At 67.9% G+C, this 17627-nt stretch carries 20 protein-coding genes; 13 read left to right on the top strand and 7 right to left on the bottom strand.

Translation table 11 applies throughout. From position 1 onward, the window contains the following. Positions 1-4: 4 nt before the first annotated feature. From G332_RS0111700 to G332_RS0111720, 5 genes are read left to right on the top strand one after another with little or no spacing between them, the layout of a single operon-like run. Positions 5-1309: a glutamate-5-semialdehyde dehydrogenase gene (locus G332_RS0111700; protein WP_019627175.1), complete on the top strand. Its 1305-nt coding sequence runs from the start codon at positions 5-7 to the stop codon at positions 1307-1309. A 6-nt stretch (positions 1310-1315) separates the two neighbouring features. Next, positions 1316-1966: a nicotinate-nucleotide adenylyltransferase gene (gene nadD / locus G332_RS0111705; protein WP_019627176.1), complete on the top strand. Its 651-nt coding sequence runs from the start codon at positions 1316-1318 to the stop codon at positions 1964-1966. 8 nt (positions 1967-1974) lie between these two features. Beyond that, complete coding sequence (gene rsfS, locus G332_RS0111710; RefSeq protein ID WP_026340824.1) at positions 1975-2367, top strand: ribosome silencing factor; 393 nt, start codon at positions 1975-1977, stop codon at positions 2365-2367. Between the two features lie 15 nt (positions 2368-2382). Next, entirely contained in the window at positions 2383-2853 is a 471-nt protein-coding gene (rlmH, locus tag G332_RS0111715) for a 23S rRNA (pseudouridine(1915)-N(3))-methyltransferase RlmH (protein ID WP_019627178.1), read from the top strand. Between the two features lie 5 nt (positions 2854-2858). Then, positions 2859-3443 (top strand): nucleoside triphosphate pyrophosphatase, encoded by a 585-nt coding sequence (locus tag G332_RS0111720; protein WP_026340825.1) that lies wholly within the window; start codon positions 2859-2861, stop codon positions 3441-3443. A 21-nt stretch (positions 3444-3464) separates the two neighbouring features. Here the strand turns inward: G332_RS0111720 and G332_RS0111725 are convergent, their stop codons facing one another. After that, positions 3465-3887, bottom strand: coding sequence for a DNA polymerase III subunit chi (locus tag G332_RS0111725; protein WP_019627180.1), 423 nt, complete (start codon positions 3885-3887; stop codon positions 3465-3467). 16 nt (positions 3888-3903) lie between these two features. Beyond that, positions 3904-5382 carry a leucyl aminopeptidase gene (locus tag G332_RS0111730; RefSeq protein WP_019627181.1) on the bottom strand — a complete coding sequence of 493 codons (1479 nt, stop codon included), beginning with the start codon at positions 5380-5382 and terminating at the stop codon, positions 3904-3906. An 88-nt stretch (positions 5383-5470) separates the two neighbouring features. Between G332_RS0111730 and lptF the strand changes: the two genes are divergently transcribed. From lptF to G332_RS0111745, 3 genes are read left to right on the top strand one after another with little or no spacing between them, the layout of a single operon-like run. Next, positions 5471-6589, top strand: coding sequence for an LPS export ABC transporter permease LptF (gene lptF / locus G332_RS0111735; RefSeq protein WP_019627182.1), 1119 nt, complete (start codon positions 5471-5473; stop codon positions 6587-6589). After that, positions 6586-7659 carry an LPS export ABC transporter permease LptG gene (lptG, locus tag G332_RS0111740; protein ID WP_019627183.1) on the top strand — a complete coding sequence of 358 codons (1074 nt, stop codon included), beginning with the start codon at positions 6586-6588 and terminating at the stop codon, positions 7657-7659. Before lptF ends, lptG begins: the two co-directional genes overlap by 4 nt. Further along, positions 7656-8300 carry a GDSL-type esterase/lipase family protein gene (locus tag G332_RS0111745; protein ID WP_019627184.1) on the top strand — a complete coding sequence of 215 codons (645 nt, stop codon included), beginning with the start codon at positions 7656-7658 and terminating at the stop codon, positions 8298-8300. The genes lptG and G332_RS0111745 overlap by 4 nt, the downstream gene beginning before the upstream one ends. Before the next feature lie 229 nt (positions 8301-8529). On the opposite strand, the gene G332_RS0111750 is transcribed toward G332_RS0111745, so the two are convergent. Continuing rightward, complete coding sequence (locus tag G332_RS0111750; RefSeq protein WP_019627185.1) at positions 8530-9066, bottom strand: RDD family protein; 537 nt, start codon at positions 9064-9066, stop codon at positions 8530-8532. A 59-nt stretch (positions 9067-9125) separates the two neighbouring features. Between G332_RS0111750 and G332_RS0111755 the strand changes: the two genes are divergently transcribed. Further along, complete coding sequence (locus tag G332_RS0111755; protein ID WP_019627186.1) at positions 9126-9479, top strand: PilZ domain-containing protein; 354 nt, start codon at positions 9126-9128, stop codon at positions 9477-9479. A gap of 74 nt (positions 9480-9553) precedes the next feature. Here G332_RS0111755 and glp read toward each other — a convergent pair whose 3' ends face one another. The 3 genes from glp to mobA form a co-directional block, all read right to left on the bottom strand. Next, positions 9554-10807 (bottom strand): gephyrin-like molybdotransferase Glp, encoded by a 1254-nt coding sequence (glp, locus tag G332_RS0111760; RefSeq protein ID WP_019627187.1) that lies wholly within the window; start codon positions 10805-10807, stop codon positions 9554-9556. A 19-nt stretch (positions 10808-10826) separates the two neighbouring features. Beyond that, on the bottom strand, positions 10827-11363 hold the full coding sequence (gene mobB, locus G332_RS0111765) for a molybdopterin-guanine dinucleotide biosynthesis protein B (RefSeq protein ID WP_019627188.1): 537 nt from the start codon (positions 11361-11363) through the stop codon (positions 10827-10829). A gap of 226 nt (positions 11364-11589) precedes the next feature. After that, positions 11590-12183, bottom strand: a complete 594-nt coding sequence (gene mobA / locus G332_RS0111770) for a molybdenum cofactor guanylyltransferase MobA (RefSeq protein WP_019627189.1) — start codon at positions 12181-12183, stop codon at positions 11590-11592. Positions 12184-12293: 110 nt separating this feature from the next. Between mobA and G332_RS0111775 the strand changes: the two genes are divergently transcribed. The 4 genes from G332_RS0111775 to G332_RS0111790 all read left to right on the top strand — a co-directional run bounded on the left by G332_RS0111775 (position 12294) and on the right by G332_RS0111790 (position 16469). Continuing rightward, entirely contained in the window at positions 12294-13856 is a 1563-nt protein-coding gene (locus tag G332_RS0111775) for a nodulation protein NfeD (RefSeq protein ID WP_026340827.1), read from the top strand. Between the two features lie 38 nt (positions 13857-13894). After that, positions 13895-14749 (top strand): slipin family protein, encoded by an 855-nt coding sequence (locus G332_RS0111780; RefSeq protein ID WP_019627191.1) that lies wholly within the window; start codon positions 13895-13897, stop codon positions 14747-14749. Positions 14750-14763: 14 nt separating this feature from the next. Continuing rightward, a complete protein-coding gene (xerD, locus tag G332_RS0111785; RefSeq protein WP_019627192.1) occupies positions 14764-15669 on the top strand; it encodes a site-specific tyrosine recombinase XerD in 906 nt (301 codons plus the stop codon). 86 nt (positions 15670-15755) lie between these two features. Then, positions 15756-16469: a DsbC family protein gene (locus G332_RS0111790; RefSeq protein ID WP_019627193.1), complete on the top strand. Its 714-nt coding sequence runs from the start codon at positions 15756-15758 to the stop codon at positions 16467-16469. 196 nt (positions 16470-16665) lie between these two features. Here G332_RS0111790 and trxA read toward each other — a convergent pair whose 3' ends face one another. Then, the gene (gene trxA / locus G332_RS0111795; protein WP_019627194.1) at positions 16666-17541 is read right to left on the bottom strand and encodes a thioredoxin; all 876 of its coding nucleotides are present in this window, start codon (positions 17539-17541) and stop codon (positions 16666-16668) included. Positions 17542-17627: the final 86 nt, after the last annotated feature.

Here is a 17627-nt window from a genome sequence, read left to right on the forward strand (position 1 = left end):
CTGCATGAACGCTGCCGTAAACCCCACCGAATCTGCCACTGCCGACGTGACTGCCCAGGTCGAGGTCCTCGGTCGTACTGCCCGTGCCGCCTCGCGGCGCATGGCCGAGGCCGAGCCGGGCGCGAAGAACGCAGCCCTGCAGGCGATCGCCGAGGGTATCGCCGCGCGCCGTGCCGAACTGGTGGAGGCGAACAGCCGGGACCTGGAGGCCGGGCGCGCACGCGGGCTGGACGCCGCGATGCTGGATCGCCTGGCGCTGACCGATGCGCGCATCGACACCATGATCGAGGGCTGCCGCCAGGTGGCGGGTTTGCCCGATCCGGTGGGCACGATCTCGGATATGGCCTATCAGCCGAGCGGCATCCAGGTCGGCCAGATGCGCGTGCCGCTGGGCGTGATCGGCATCATCTACGAGTCGCGCCCGAACGTGACCATCGACGCCGCCGCCCTGTGTCTGAAGTCCGGCAACGCCGCGATCCTGCGCGGTGGCTCCGAGGCCCTGCATTCGAATCAGGCCCTGGCCGCGATTATCCAGGCCGGGCTGGAGCAGGCCGGCCTGCCGCGCGAGGCGGTGCAGGTGGTGCCGACCACCGACCGTGCGGCGGTGGGCGCGCTGCTGCGCATGCCGCAGTACGTGGACGTGATCGTCCCGCGCGGCGGCAAGGGCCTGATCGAGCGGGTTAGCAATGAGTCGCAGATCCCGGTGATCAAGCACCTGGACGGCGTCTGCCACGTGTATGTGGACGGCAGGGCCGATCTCGACAAGGCGCTGGCGGTCGCGGTGAACGCCAAGACCCAGCGCTATGGCACCTGCAACACCATGGAGACGCTGCTGGTGCATGCGGACCAGGCCGAGGCCTTCCTGCCGCGCCTGGCGACGGCCCTGGGCGAGCACCAGGTGAGCCTGCGTGGCTGTGCGCGCACCCGGGCCATCCTCGCGAATGCCGGGACGGACATCGCCGAGGCCACCGAGGACGACTGGGTGGCCGAATACCTGGGGCCGATCCTCGCGATCCGCGTGGTGGACGATCTGGACGCGGCAATCGACCACATCAATACGTACGGTTCGCATCACACCGACACCATCATGACCGAGGACTACACCCGCGCCCGGCGTTTCCTGCGTGCGGTGGATTCCAGTTCGGTGATGGTGAATGCCTCCACCCGCTTCGCCGATGGCTTCGAATACGGCCTGGGCGCCGAGATCGGCATCTCCACCGACAAGCTGCACGCGCGCGGCCCGGTAGGCCTGCATGGCCTGACCACCCTCAAATACGTGGTGTTCGGCGACGGCCATGTGCGTGGCTGACCCGGCGTGATCGGGATCCTTGGCGGCACCTTCGATCCGATCCACTTCGGGCATCTGCGTCCGGCGCTGGAGATCCAGCAGCATCTGGGTCTGGAACGGGTACACTTCATCCCCTGCCACGTGCCGCCGCATCGCGCGAGCCCGGGCACCGGCAGCGATGACCGCCTGGCGATGGTGGAACGGGCAATCCGTGATGTGCCGGGCTTTGTGGCGGACCGCCGCGAGCTGGATCGTGCCGGGCCGTCCTATACCGTCGATACCCTGCTCAGCTTCCGCGAGGAGCTGGGGCCGGAGGCGCCGCTGGTGCTGATCATGGGCATGGACGCCTTCGCCGGACTGCCGTCGTGGAACCGCTGGAAGCAGATCTTCGAGCTGGCGCATATCGTCGTCTCGCACCGGCCCGGCAGCCCGGCCTCGCAGGACCTGGGAGGCTGGCTGGGGGATGCCGCCACGCATGATCCGGGGGCGTTGCGCAATGCCCCCGGCGGGCTGGTCTATTTCCAGCCGGTGACCCAGCTCGACATCTCCGCCACGGCCATCCGCGACGAGCTGCGCGCGGGGCGCAGCCCGCGCTTTCTGCTCCCCGAGGCCGTCAACCGCTACATTCAGGACCGCGGCCTGTACCGGGCCGGGTCGAACCGCAATCACGGGATATGACCGACAGCATGAACAGCGAACAACTCCTGGAGCTGGTGACCACCGCTCTGGATGACATGAAGGCCCAGAACATCCGCAGCATCGACGTGCGCGGCAAGACCACGCTGGCGGACTACATGGTGATCGCCTCCGGGACCTCCGGGCGGCATGTGCAGTCGGCCGCCGAATCGGTGGCGATGACGGCCAAGGAGGCCGGCATCCAGCCGCTGGGGGTCGAGGGCCAGGAGAGCCAGGAGTGGGTGCTGGTGGACCTGAACGACGTGATCATCCATGTGATGCTCCCGGAGACCCGCGACTTCTACAACCTGGAAAAGCTCTGGCTGGCCGAGGAGGCCGCGGATACGGAAAAGGCCGCCCCGGAAGACCCCAGCCTGGAACGCGTCCGCCGCCTGCGCGGCTGACCGGGGCGCGCCGCCATGCGCCTGGACCTGATCGCGATCGGCAAGCGCATGCCCGACTGGGTGGCGGCCGGGTTCGACGAGTACGCCGGTCGTCTGCCGCGCGAGCTCAACCTGAACCTGCAGGCCCTGGCCGGACCCTCCGGGGCCAGGTCCATGGATACGGCCACGCTGCTGCGGCGCGAGGGCGAGATCCTGCTGAAGGCCATCCCCGAGGGCGCCCGCGTGATCCTGCTGGACGAGCGCGGCAAGGGCGTGGACACCCAGGGCATCGCGCGGCGCCTGGCCGACTGGCAGCAGGACGGGCGCGATATCGCGCTGGTGATCGGCGGGGCGGCGGGACTGGATGAGGCCGTGCGCGCCCGCGCGGAATGGGCCTGGTCGCTGTCGCCGCTGACCTTCCCGCACATGCTGGTGCGGGTGCTCGTCGCCGAGCAGCTCTACCGCGCCTGGTCGCTGCTGAACAATCACCCCTACCACCGCGCGTGACCGCCGTGGCGCATCCGCTGCTGCTGGCCTCCGCCTCCCCGCGCCGCCGCGAACTGCTGGAGCAGATCCAGCTCGCCTTCGAGGTGGCCCCGATGGACGTGGACGAGACCCCGTTACCGGGCGAGTCACCGGAGGCGCTGGTCGAGCGCCTCGCCATCGCCAAGGCCGAAGCGGCCATTGCGTGCGGCATCCCGGGGCAGTGGGTGCTGGCCGCGGATACCGTCGTCGCGGCGGGCGACGAGGCCCTGGGAAAGCCCGCGGATTTCGCCGACGCCGAGGCCATGCTGCAACGCCTTTCCGGCGGGGAGCACCGGGTGGTATCCGGCATGGCGCTGGGCCGGCCCGGTGCATCCATGCGGGCATGCACCGTGACGACCCGCGTGCGGATGCGCCCGCTGACGTCATCCGACATCGAGGCCTACTGGGCGACCGGCGAGCCGCGTGGCAAGGCCGGCGCCTATGCCATCCAGGGCCGTGGCGCCGCGTTTGTCGAGTGGATCGAGGGCTCCTACACCAATGTGGTCGGCCTGCCGCTGTTCGAGCTGGAGGCCTGGCTGCGCGAGATCCCGGACCCGCCGCCGCGCGTCTGAACCGACCCCGTCAGCGCCCCCTTACTGGATGTTGTGGTGGTCCAGCGGGTAGCCGCGCTCCTTGAAGTAGCGGTAGCGGGCGCGGCCCGCCTCGCGTTCCGCTTCCTCGCCGCCGACGATATCCGCGACGCGCTCGAAGCGCCCGCAGTACTCCGGCACCTCCGGCGCCAGATTGATCAGCACGTCACAGCGCTCCGACGGGGCATGGGCCTCGTGCAGCGAGATCGGGACATCCATGTCGCGCACGTCGGTGCTGTGCGGCAGGAAGGCGGTGTCCTCGAAGGTCCACAGCCACTCGTCCAGGGTGCGCGTCAGCTCCGGCGAGCCGGTGTGGATGTGCACGCGCCGGCCCTGGCCGCTGGCCTTCTTCGCCAGGCGGCAGGTGAAGCGCAGGCGTGCCTCCGGGGCCGGGTCCTGCAGCAGGTAGAAGCTGACGTGGGTCATCCGCGCCCGACCCGGGTCAGGCCTGGTCGAGCAGGTAGCGCATCAGCATCGGCACCGGGCGGCCGGTCGCCCCCTTCTCCTTGCCGCTCTTCCAGGCCACGCCGGCGATGTCGACATGCGCCCAGGTGTAGTCCTCGGTATAGCGCGACAGGAAGCAGGCAGCGGTGATGGTGCCGGCCGGGCGCCCGCCGATGTTGGCCATGTCGGCGAAATTGCTCTTCAGCTGCTCCTGGTACTCCGGCCACAGCGGGAGCTGCCAGCCGCGATCGCCGGTCGCTTCGCCGGCGGACAGCAGGTCTTTCGCCAGGCGCTCGTTGTTGCCCAGGATCGCCGCGCCCTGATGGCCCAGCGCGATGATGCAGGCCCCGGTCAGGGTGGCGATGTCGATCACCGCCTTCGGCTTGTAGCGCTCGACCCAGGTCAGCGCATCGGCCAGCACCAGGCGGCCCTCGGCGTCGGTGTTCAGGATCTCGACGGTCTGCCCGGACAGCGTGGTGACGATGTCGCCGGGGCGGGTCGCGCGGCCGTCGGGCATGTTCTCGGCACTGGTGACGACGCCGACCACGTTAATCGGCAGCCCCAGCTCGCAGCAGGCCTCGATCACCCCGAACACGCTGGCCGCGCCGCACATGTCGTACTTCATCTCGTCCATCTCGGCGCCGGGCTTCAGCGAGATGCCACCGGTATCGAAGGTGATGCCCTTGCCGACCAGTACCACCGGGGCGTCGTCTTTCTTGCCCCCGGAGTATTCCATTGCGATCAGGCGCGGCGGGCGTTCGGAGCCCTTGCCCACCGCCAGGATGGCGCCGGCGCCGAGTTTCTCCAGGTCCTTCTCGTCCAGCACCGTGGCCTTCAGCGACTTGTACTGCTTCGCCATCTCGCGGGCGGTGTCGGCCAGGCTCTCCGGGTAGCAGACATTCGGCGGGGTGTTGCCCAGGTCCTTCGCGCGGTTCACCCCGGTGGCGATCGCCGTGGCCTCGGTGCAGGCCTTTTTCGCGGCCGCTGCGTCCCCGTGTTCCACGCACAACTGGATCTTGTCCAGCTTCACCGGTGTGGTCTCCTCCTTGCCCTTGAACGCGGTAAAGCGGTAGGCGGCATCCGAGATTGCCGCGACCAGACTGTGCACCACCCAGGCGATATCCTGGCCGCGTGGCTGGAAGTCCGCGACCGCAATCACCGCGCTGGTGGCCGGGCGCTCGACCAGCGCGGCGGCCAGGGTCTGCACCGCCTTGCGTGCGGCGCGGGTATCGAAGTCCTTCTTCGCCCCCAGACCGATCAGGAGTGCGCTACCCTTGGCACCACTGCCGGGCAGCAGTAACCGGCTGCCGGCCTCGCCGTCTATCTCGCCGGCCTTCAGCAGGGCCGCGATCTCGCCGTCGCGCGCGGCGTCGAGGGCGCTGGCGCCCGCGGCCGGCTTGCGTTTATGGGCGATCCCGGCGGCGCGGATGCTGACGCGGGGTTTGTCGAGGGTCGAGGTGGTGACGGAGAATTGCATGAATGCCTCCCGAAAATGAGTCGAGTTATGGTACCAGCGCCGAACGGCGCCCGACCACGCGCCCTGCGGGCAGCGGGGTGATGCGCGAATGATGCTGCGTCGCGCCGAGCGCTTGATTGCCCGTGAGCTGCTGGTCACCCAGACCGCAGTCACGATCGTTTTGCTGCTGGTCATTATCGGCGGCGTCCTCGGGCGGGTCCTGCGCGATGTCGCCGAAGGGACGATCCCGGTGGATTTCCTGCCGGGCATGGTGGCCTTTGGTGCCTTCAAGGGGATTGTCTTTCTGTGGCCCGTCGCCCTGTTCCTGGCGTTCATGCTGGTGCTGGGGCGCCTGCAACGCGACAGCGAACTGATCGCGCTGCAGGCCAGTGGCATGTCCTTCGCGGCGCTGTACCGGGCGTTGTTCTGGGTCGCGGCGCCGGCCGCCCTGTTCCTGTTGCTGTTGATGACCCTGGTGGTGCCGCGTACCGAGGCCAAGGTGGACCAGTTACGCGACCTGGCCGAGCAGCGCTCGGATCTGGTGGGGATTACACCCGGGCGGTTTCTGCGCTCGCGTGTCGGAGACCAGGTCTTCTTTGCCGAGCGCCTGAGCACGGATCGCGAGGCCCTGCTGGAGGTATTCATCTACCGCGAGGTGGATGGCGAGGTCCAGGTCACCGTGGCGGAACGTGCGATCCCCGATCCCGCGGACGAGGGCAGCGGCTTTCTGATCCTGGAGAACGGCTATCGCCACGTGGGGGTACCCGGTGAGGCCAGCTTCCGCATGCTTGAATTCGAGCGCCTGCGGACCCAGGTGACCGAACCGGACACCGGGGCGGGCCGGCAGTCGCTGAATGCGATGGCGACGCTGGCGCTGTGGGAGCAGCGTGACCGTCCGGGTCCCCGAGCCGAGCTGGAATGGCGCATCGCGATGCCCCTGTCGATCCTGGTGCTGACGCTGATTGCGCTGCCGCTGGCGCTGGTACCGCCCCGTAGCGGGCGCTATGCGCGTATCCCGGCGGCGATCGGGGTGTACGTGCTGTACGCGAATTTCCTGATCCTCGGGCAGGGCCAGTTGTCCGACGGGCGTACCCCGCTGGCACTGGGGCTGTGGTGGACGCATGGCCTGATGCTCGTGCTGTGGCTGCTGCTGGCCTGGCGCAAGGGCCTGCTGGCGCTGGGCCAGCGCGCGCCACGGCGCGCGGAACCGGCCGGGGCGCGACCATGACGACGGTGCTCGGGCGCTACATCATGCGCCAGGTGCTGATCGGGACTGTGCTGGCGGTCGTGCTGCTGGTGGCGCTGGACGCCGTGTTTGCCCTGATCGACGAACTGCGCGACACCGGCCGGGGTGACTATGGTCTGCGCGAGGCACTGCTGTATGTGGCCCTGACCCTGCCGCGCCGGATGTACGACATGCTGCCCTCGGCGGCCCTGCTTGGGGGGCTGCTGTGGCTGGGTAATCTGGCGGCCAACAGCGAGTTGACGGCGATGCGCGCGGCCGGGATGACCCTGGGGCGTTTTATCGGCTGGGTGATGCAGGCCGGGCTGGTCGTGGTAGTGGTCATGGTGGTGGTGGGCGAGTTGTTCGCTCCGGCCGCCGAGAGCCGGGCCCAGCATCTGAAGGCCAGCGCCTTCGATGAACAGTTGAGCGTGAGCCCGATCGGATTGTGGGCGCGGGATGGCAGTCGCATGGTGCAGGCGGATACCGTGCTGCACGGGAACCGTCTGATCGGCGTGCGCATCATCGAGATCGGTCCGGATCGCGAGCCGCGCGAAATCACGCGCGTGGAGAGTGCGCAATACCAGGACGGAGCCTGGCAGCTGCAGGGCGTGGAACGGTCGCGGCTGTCTCTGGAATCTGTAGAGACGGAGCACGTGGAAACCGAGACCATCGAGCGCCTGATCGCGCCCGAATACTTCGACGTGCTGGTGGTCGAACCCAACCAGATGGCAGCCCAGGACCTGGCGCGCTATATCGACTACCTGCGCGACAACCGTCTCGACGTGGCCCCCTATGAGGTCGCGTTCTGGCAGCGCATTACGCTGCCCGCCAGCACCTTTGTCATGCTGCTGCTGGCGATCCCGTTCCTGTTCGGTTCGCAGCGCGAAGGTGGCGCCGGACGCCGGCTGTTCATCGGCATCGCGATCGGCGTCTCCTTTGCCATCGTGATGCGCGCAATGACCCACCTGGGCCTGGTCTACGACCTGCCCCCGGTGCTGGCAGCCAGCCTGCCGGTGATCCTGTTCCTGGGGCTGGCCCTGCTGGCGCTGCACCGCATGGCGCAGCGCACATGATGCGATTCCTGCGCGGGCTGTTCCTGGTCGCGTTGCTGTTCCTGCTGGCCGCCTGTGGCGGGGCAGGGCCGGACGCGTTCGACCCGCTGCCCCGCCAGGCCACGGTGCTGGCATTCGGTGACAGCGTGACGCACGGGACCGGGGCCGGCCGGGGCGAGGACTATCCGGCGCGCCTGGCCACCATCACTGGCTGGACGGTCATCAACGACGGGGTGCCGGGGGACCGCGCCGGCAGCGCGCGCGAGCGTCTTGCCCCGAGCCTGCGCGAACACACGCCCGATCTGGTGCTGATCTGGCTGGGCGGCAACGACTTCCTGCGCCAGCGCGACCCGGCGGTGGTACAGGAGGATTTGCGTGGACTGGTGGAGACCGTTCGCGACCATGGGGCACAGCCCCTGTTGCTGGGGGTGCCGCGGGCCTCCGCCCTGGGCGCCGCCACCGGCCGCCTGCGGGATGACCCGATCTACCGTGAGCTGGCGCGTGAGGAGCAGGTGCCCCTGATCGAGGGGGTGCTCTCCGGGGTGCTGTCCGATCGCGCATTGCGAGCGGACCCGATCCACCCCAACGCGCGCGGCTACCGCCGCATCGCGACCGAGATTGCCGAGTCCCTGGACGATCTTGGCCTCTGGCTCGCTCCCTGATTCTTGCCGAGCGCTCAAGGAAACACTGTTCGGTGTTTCCTGATGCTCAAAAGCCATTCATGGGGGGCGTAAGCCGGGCAGGTTCCGGGACAGGGGCGGATGGGGAAAAACGGACCACCCATGGTGGCGCTGCATCTCCCGGCCGCCCGAGCGGGTGCTCTACAAGGCCTTCCTGTCTTCACAACCTTGCTGTTCGCCGCGCTTGATCCCGGGCCGGAGGCGGGTCAGGTCAGGTCTTGCGGTTCTGCTTCCAGCGCGGCCTGGCGAGGCCGGGGATGCGCACCAGCTCGGTGCCGGTCAGCCAGTCGTGCAGCATCCAGCGCCGCGGGTGGAGCTGCGACAGGGCAACGGCGAACAACGCGGCGGCGGTCACCAGGGTGATGGCGACGGCGCCGTATTCGCGCACCGCCCAGATCGCCATCAGGATGATCAGCCACTGGGCGACCGCGACCAGATAACGCAGGGTTGCCTGCCAGGCATTGATGGCCTGCCCCCCCTCGGTGCGCAGCTGGATATTCCAGGCCTGCATGCCGAGGGTCTGACCGGTACGGGTCCAGAACCAGTAGAAAAAGCCCCAGGCCACCACCAGGTTGAGCACGAAGTGCGCCCGCGGGGAATACAGCCCGGTGGTGTTGCCAAGAATGACCACCAGTAGCCCCAGGACCATCCAGATCGCCACCAGCAACAGGGTGTCGTAGACAATGGCGGCCAGGCGGCGCAGCAGGCTGGAGGGCTGACCGTCGAGGGAGGAAGCGGATTCGGACATGGGGTTCCCGGGTAGTTCTGGACTTGGCCGCGCATGCGGGGAGGGCGTAGTCTTGCGCTATGGAGCGACGCTTTCAACGTATACCCCTCGAATTCCGGGCTTCCCTGCTGACCGACCGTAATGCCTGCGGCGTCCGGGTGGAGGATCTCTCCCTCAAGGGCGCGCTCCTGGAGTCGGCGAACCTGCCGGCCCTGAACGACGGGGACGAGGTCAGTGTGGATATTCCCCTCGGCGACGACGCCCGCATCACCTTCGAGGGGTGGGTGCGCTGGCACGAAGGTCTGTGGCTGGGCGTGGAGATCAAGACCATGCCGCTGGATTCCGCTTCTCACCTGCGGCGTCTGGTGGAGCTCAACCTTGGCGACGAGGCCTTGCTGGAGCGCGAGTTTGCCGCGTTGATCCAGGCCGACTGACTCCGGTGTGTCGCCCCGGGGCGGTTTGCGCCCGGCCGACTGCTCCGGGCCATGGTCCTGGCGCCGGTTGCACCTCAGCAGGCCGGGAAGATCTCCCGAAACGGCAGCACTTCGACCCAGTCCCCGGCCCGGGCCCCGGAGGATTCCCGCGGCAGCACCATATAGGCGTTGGCATCGGCCATCGCGCGTAACTGGTGAGAGCTTTGCCCGCCGGCCGTTCGTACCACCCAGCCGCGTTCGTCGGTTTCCAGGCAGGCGCGCTGGAAGTCCTTGCGTCCCGGGGTCTTTTTCAGGTCCTCCAGCAGACGCGCATTCAGCGTTTGCGGTTCGGGTGCCGCTCGCCCGGCCAGCTGCAGCAGGGCCGGCCGAACCAGCAGGGCGAAGGTCGTCATCACCGCGACGGGGTTGCCGGGCAGGCCCAGGAAATGGGCGTTGCCAAAGCGTCCGAAGGCCAGCGGGCGACCGGGCTTGATCGCGATCTTCCAGAAGCCGACCTGGCCCGAGGCCTGCAATACGCGAGTCACGTGGTCGGCGTCGCCGACCGATACGCCTCCGGTGGTAATGATCAGGTCCGCCTCCTGTCCGGCCCGCTCCAGTGCCGCGCGCACCGCATCCTCGCTGTCGCGGATCACGCCGTAGTCCAGGACCTCGACCGGGTAGGCCGCCAGCAATGCGCGCAGCGTGTGGCGGTTGGAGTCGTGGATCTGGCCCGGTCCCGGGGTCTGCCCCAGGGGTACCAGCTCGTCGCCGGTGGAGAAGAAGGCGACCCGCGGCTTGCGCAGCACGCGCAGTTCGGCAATCCCCTGACTGGCCAGCACACCGATCTCGGCGGCCCCGATGAGCTGCCCGGGGGCGAACAGCGCCGTGCCGCTGGCGGTGTCCGTGCCCGGCCCGCGGATGTTGTGCCCGGGCGCCAGGCCGCCGTTGTTCAGGCGGATTCCGGACTCGCCGCTGCGCTCGGTCTGTTCCTGCATGATCACGACCTCGGCCCCGTCCGGCACGACGGCCCCGGTCAGGATGCGCACGCACTGGCCCGGTTCCACCGTGCCGTCCCAGAGGTGCCCGGCGGCCGCGGTCCCCGCCAGCTTCAGCTCGCGGCCGATGACGGCATCGTCGGCGCGCAGGGCATAGCCATCCATCGCGGAGACCGCGGCTGGCGGGACGTCCATGCGAGCGGCGATCGGCTCGGCCAGGGTGCGACCCAGCGCCGATTCCAGCGTCACCGTCTCGGCTTCGGTCAGTGCCTCGCAGGCCTGCAGGATGGCCGCCCGCGCCTGTTCCAGGGTCAGGGCATTGGGGTCGAATTCGTCGCAGCTGGGGGCGGACATGGTGCTCGGCGTCTCCGGGTCAGGGGTTCAGGTTGAAATGGGCAATGATGAAGCGGGCAACTGCATCGGGGTCGTTGACCGGCAGCAGAGGGCCGTCAAAGTCCAGATCGGCGGCATCGGTCGCGATCGCAATCACGCCGGGGATCTCCGGATACAGCGGCGGCTTGCCGACGGCCGGCCGGTGAACCTCGATCTTCGGCAGGTCGGCCTGCTTGAATCCCTCGACCAGGATGAGGTCTGCGCGTTCCGGGTCCAGACGCGAACAGAGCATGTCCAGGTCCGGTACGCGGCCATCGTCGGTCTCCGGGGTTTCCACCATCAGTGCATGGCGTCGGCAGGAGGCAACCAGCATCTGGTCCGCGCCGGCATGGCGCAGCTCGTAGCTGTCCTTGCCGGGGGTGTCCACGTCGAAGGCGTGATGGGCATGCTTGATCACGGCCGGGCGCTGGCCACGGGCGCGCAGCGCGGGGATCACCGCCTTGAGCAGGGTGGTCTTGCCGCTGCCGCTCCAGGCGGCAAAGCCAATGCGCGGGAGCTGGGTCGGGTTCGGGTTCATGGCAACCTGCTTGCGTTGTGCGCGCCCCGGGAGCCTGTCGGGTTCGGGTGATCGTCGCGGCCGTTGGGCAGGGCAAAACTTTTTTCGGTCTCTCGAGGCGCATAGTGGGGCGATGTAACGACAGGGAGCGGAAAATGGCCCGTTGTCCTGCACGCGCAGCCGATTCGACCCCAATCCGACGGGCTCCCAGTATAGCGATAACCGTCGGATCGGGAGGGGAGGGCGCTCAGCCCGTGAGGTCCTCGGGCGTGTTCAGGTTGATGAAGGCGTCGGGCTGGTCGGAAAAGTCGACCACCGTGGCGCCGATGTCGCGAAACCAGCGCCCGACGGCGAGCGACCCGTCTGCAAGATCCGCCTCCAGGCGCGCGGCGAGGACGGGCCGGAGCAGGGCGAAAAGCGGTTGCAGGCGCGCGCCGTCGTGGGCCATTGCGGCCGGCGCGGCGCTGACCGCCAGCGTTTGGTCCAGCCGTTCGGCCAGGTCCGGTGGCAGGCAGGGTGCATCCACCGGCACACTGAGCAGGGTGTGGCCGGGGTAATGTGCCCATGCCGCGGCGATCCCGGCCAGTGGCCCCGGATAATCCGGCCGGGTATCCGGCAGACAGGGAAACCCCAGCGCCCGATAACGGTCGATATCGGTGTTGGCGCTGATCACGATGGAGTCCACTTGCGGCCGCAGGCGTTCGAGTACCTGTTCCACCAGCGGGCGGCCCCGGTACTCCACCCAGCCCTTGTTGCGCCCGCCCATGCGGCGACCCTGCCCGCCGGCCAGGACCAGGCCGATCGGCGGATACGACGGGTTGGCTCCGGGGGCTTCGGGCATGGCGTCTGGGGTTTCGGGGCCGCAATGGCTTATGGTTCAGGACACGAGTACGTGATGGTATGGCCGTCGCGCAGTGTACGACGAAACAGGACCGACGGGAGAAGAAGCCCATGAAGCGAGGCGGCATGCGCCTCTGGCGAACCGCAATCTGGCTGGCCTTCCTGGTGCTGGGGGCCGGCTGGCTGGCGGTCGTCACGCTGGCGGACACCGGGCAACGGCATGCGCTGGTGCTGACCGTGGACGATGCCATTGGACCGGCCACCGGCGACTACATCCGCCGGGGCATCGAACGTGCGGAGGCCGAGGACGCCGAGATCATGGTCCTGATGCTGGACACCCCCGGCGGGCTGGACTCCAGCATGCGCAGCATCATCCGCAACATCCTCCAGTCAGATGTCCCGGTGGTGACCTACGTCCACCCCTCGGGCGCGCGTGCGGCCAGTGCCGGGACCTACATGCTGTACGGCTCGCATGTTGCCGCGATGAGCCCGGCCACCAATCTCGGCTCCGCCACGCCGGTGCAGATGGGTGGCGGTGGGCTGCCGGGCATGGAGCCGCCGGAGGGTACGGACGAGGACGCCGTCGATGAAGGCAGTGACAACGGGAACGGGAACGGGAACGGGAACGGGAACGGGAACGGGAACGGGAACGGGAACGGGAACGGGAACGGGAACGGGAACGGGAACGGGAACAATGACGAAGTTGCGCCGGCCACCGAGGAAGAGCTGCTGGACGAGGAGGCGACCGCGCCGCGTCGCGGCGGCGATGCGATGGAGCGCAAGATCCTGGAAGACGCCGTGTCCTATATCCGCGGTCTGGCCGAGCGCTACGATCGCAATGCCGACTGGGCCGAGGAGACGGTGCGCGAGGGTTCCAGCCTGACCGCCGCCGTAGCGCTGGAAGAGAACGTGATCGACTTCGTCGCGGACAATCTGGACGATCTGCTGGCACAGATCGACGGCCACAGCGTGCGCATGCACGACGGCGAGCGCACGCTGGCCACCGCGGGCCTTGAGATCATGCGCATGGATCCGGACTGGCGCACTCAGTTGCTGTCGTTGATCACCAATCCGAACATTGCCTATATCCTGATGTTGATCGGGATCTACGGCATTATCTTCGAACTGGCCAACCCGGGCGCGGTCTACCCCGGCGTGATCGGCTCGATCGCGCTGATTCTGGCGTTCTTCGCGTTGCAGGTGATGCCGGTGAACTACGCGGGTCTGGCGCTGATGTTGCTGGGCATGATCTTCATGATTGCAGAGGCCTTCGTACCCAGTTTCGGGGCGCTGGGCATAGGAGGAATCGTGGCCTTTACTGTTGGCTCCATCATCCTGTGGGACGACCCGCAGCTGAATGTGGCCCTCCCGCTGGTGATCGGGACCGCCATTGCCATCGCCATCCTGTCAATCTGGGTGCTGAGTCGGCTGTTCAGTCTGCGCGGCAAGAAGCCCGCTACCGGCCATGAAGAGATGATCGGCATGATCGGCGAGGCGCGTGAGGACTTTGCCCGCAGCGGTCGGATCTGGGTACACAGCGAGCAGTGGAACGCCGAGACCTCGGCCCCGGTACGTGAAGGACAGAAGGTGCGCGTGACCGCCATCGAAGGACTCAGACTTCAGGTCGAACCCGTGACCGAAGAAGACACCCCGGGTACGACCGCGGCCGGCTGACCGGTCGCGGTGGGGCCCATTAAAAGAAGGAGCAGGACATGAACGATCTCAGTTTCTTTGTCGTCCCTCTGGTCATCCTGATCGCCATCATCGTTATGTCGATCAAGGTGCTGCGCGAGTACGAACGCGGCGTCATCTTCTTCCTCGGCCGCTTCCAGTCGGTGAAGGGCCCGGGCCTGATCATCGTGATCCCGGGCATCCAGCAGATGGTGCGCATTGACCTGCGCATCATCACGCTCGACGTGCCCAGCCAGGACGTAATCTCGCAGGACAACGTGACGGTACGGGTGAACGCGGTGCTGTACTTCCGCGTAGTGGATTCCGCCAAGTCGGTGATCCAGGTCGAGGACTACTACGCCGCGACCAGCCAGCTCGCCCAGACCACGCTGCGTTCCGTGCTCGGCAAGCACGATCTGGACGAGATGCTCTCCGAACGCGACAAGCTCAACAACGACATCCAGGAAATCCTCGATTCACAGACCGATGCCTGGGGCATCAAGGTCACCAATGTCGAGATCAAGCATGTGGACCTGGACGACTCGATGATCCGCGCGATCGCGCGTCAGGCCGAAGCCGAGCGCGAACGCCGCGCCAAGGTCATCCACGCGGAAGGCGAACTGCAGGCCGCCGAGAAGCTGGTGCAGGCCGCGCAGCAGATGGAGGCGAGCCCGGCCGCGCTGCAACTGCGCTATCTGCAGACCATGGCCGACATGTCCACCAACGGCCAGGCCAATTCCATCTTCTTCCCGTTGCCGCTGGAGCTGACCAAGGTGTTCGAGAACCTGGCCGGCAAGTTCCGCGCGGAAAACCCCGAAGCCCCGGGCAATCCGCTGGGTGGTCTCGGTAATCCCGGCGATGCGGGTACCGCGAACCCGTCGGGGAACAACCCGTAGGCCGCACCCGGGCGGTGACTGCAGCGGCGGTCCAGTCCGACACCCTCGACCGCTTCCTGGACGAGCTCTGGGCGGTCGAGGGTCTGTCGGATCACACCTTGGCGGCCTATCGCCGCGACCTCGAGGGCCTGGCACGCTGGCTCATCGGGCGCGGAGTGGCCCTGGAGGCGGCCAGCCGCGCCGACCTCCTGGGGTTTGTCAGCGCCCGCATGCAGGCGGGGGCGCGTCCGAAGTCGATGACCCGCGCCCTGTCCAGTTTGCGGCGTTTCTATCGCTACCTGGTCCACCAGGGCGAGCGGGAAGACGACCCCAGCGCCGGGATCGAATCCCCGCGCGCCGGTCGCCCGTTGCCGGACAGCCTGTCCGAGGCCCAGGTGGAGGCCCTGCTGAGGGCCCCGGATCTCGCAGACGCGGTGGGCCTGCGCGACCGCGCGATGCTGGAGCTGATGTACGCCACTGGCCTGCGCGTGTCCGAACTGGTGGGGCTGGAACAATCGGAGATGAACACCCGCCAGGGCGTGGTGCGCATTACCGGCAAGGGTGACAAGGAACGCCTGGTGCCGCTGGGCGAGGAAGCGGCCCACTGGCTGGCCCGCTATCAGCGCGAGGCACGGCCGGAGCTGATGGACGGTCACCCGCCCTGCGAGGCGGTGTTTGTAACCCGTCGTGGCGGCGGGCTCACGCGGCAGGCCTTCTGGTACCGCATCAAGACCCACGCCCGGCGTGCCGGGATCGAGTCGCCGCTGTCGCCGCATACCCTGCGGCATGCATTTGCCACGCATCTGCTGGACCACGGAGCGGATCTGCGCGTGGTGCAGATGCTGCTGGGCCACAGCAGTCTGTCGACCACGCAGATCTATACCCATGTGGCCCGTGCGCGCCTGCAGAGCCTGCACGCGGAACACCACCCCCGCGGCTGACGTCTACTGCCGGACAGACGCCCCGGGACTTCCGTCGCGGGGCTGGTAGACTGGCGCCGCATTCCGGTTTCAACACGAGAGAATCCATGTTCCTGAAACGCGCTCTTCCCCTCGCCACGGCCCTGGCCGTGCTCGGCACCCCGCTCATGGCCACCGAGGCCATCGAGGAGTCCATGGCCCGGGTAATCCCGGGAGCCGAGATCGACAGCATCCAGTCCACCCCGGTCGACGGTATTTACGCGGTGCGCTACGGGACCGACATCTTCTATGTCTCCGCGGATGGCCGTTACCTGATGCAGGGCACGCTGATGGACCTCGAGACCCGCGAGAATCTGACCCAGGAGGCCTTGAGCGGTGTGCGCGCGGACATGTTCGCGGCGATCGAAGACCGTGAACTCGTGACCTACTCGCCGGACGGGGACACCCGTGGCGTGCTGAACATCTTCACCGATCCCAACTGCCCGTTCTGCCGCGACATCCACCAGGACCTCCCTGAGTACCTCGCGGCCGGTATCCAGGTGCGCTACCTGATGTTCCCGGTGCTCGGGCGGGATTCCCCGCAGATCATGAATCGCATCTGGTGTGCGGATGATCGCGAGGAGGCGATGGATCGGGCCAAGGAGGGCGACAAGCTGAACGACATCGATGGCAGCTGCGCGACGCCGCAGGATGAACACATGGCGCTGGGACAGCGGCTGGGGTTGCGCGGCACGCCGGCGCTGATTTCCGACACCGGGCAGCAGATGTCCGGCTACCAGGAGCCGCAGGCGGTGATTGAACGCATCCTCGGCCGCGATTGATCCCGCTGCCGGCCGCGCCGCGACCCGTAGCCCGGTTCTGTGCGGGGTGACGAAGCCGGGGCGCGGTGTCTGCCCGGGGGCTGTCGGACTGGGGGTGGATCTGCTGCCCCACGCCCGCGACGCTCGCCCAAACCCGGCAGGCCCCCGGGCGGCTGCGGGTCCGGCCCCGTTGAGTCGGGCGCGCCGGGGTGGTGGATCAGTACAGCAGCGCGGCCATCTGGCGGCGGTACTGCCCCACCAGCGGGTGGTCGCTGCCCAGGACCTCGAAGGCGGCCAGCAGGCCCTTCTGGCCGGCTCCGTCGTTGTAGGCACGGTGCTGCTTCATCAGTTGCAGGTACAGGCCCAGGGCCTCTTCGGCACGACCCGAGAGCATCGCGTAGGCGGCCATCTGTTCCAGCGCTTCGGGTCGCGGGTTGTCCTGCTGTAGTTCTTGCGCGATCGCCTGCGGGTCGATGCCCGCGGCGGTTTTGGCGAATACCAGCCGCGCCCGCAGTTCCTTTACCGCGTCCTGTTCGTGCTGGTCCATTGGCAGCTTGTTCAGCTCCGCTTCGGCGGCCTCGGCAGCGCCGGACTGAGCCAGGGCGCGGGCCAGCTCGATGCGCAGGTCGCCATTGTCGGGCTCTTCCGCGAGCGCAGCCTTGAGCACGGCCAGGGCCCCGTCGACGTCTCCGGTGCTGGCCTGTTCCCGCGCCTGTTCGATGATCTTGTCGGAGGGCTTTTCCAGATAGCGGTCGATCAGCGCGCGGATGTTCGGCTCCGGCTGCACGCCCATGAACTGATCCACCGGCTTGCCGTGGCGGAAGACCATCACGGTGGGCAGGCTGCGCACACCGTACTGCTGGGCCAGGGCCTGCTGCTCGTCGCTATTGACCTTGGCCAGGCGGAATTTGCCGGCGTACTGTGCGGCCAGTTGTTGCAGCAGCGGCATCAGTTGCTGGCAGGGCCCGCACCAGGCGGCCCAGAAATCGACCATCACCGGTCGGCGGTGGGACTCGTCCAGCACGGCTTGCTGGAAGCTCTCCTGGGTGACGTCGAGGATGTCGTCGCTGGTTGCGCTCGCGGCTGCGGTCATGGGAAACCTCCTGCAGAACTTGGATACGGAATCTGCTGTGCATTGTTGGGATCGCCCCCGGGAATGCAAGCAGCCTTTTCCCTGCA

It is taken from the genome of Thioalkalivibrio sp. ALJT, from assembly GCF_000381825.1.
Classification (GTDB): domain Bacteria; phylum Pseudomonadota; class Gammaproteobacteria; order Ectothiorhodospirales; family Ectothiorhodospiraceae; genus Thioalkalivibrio.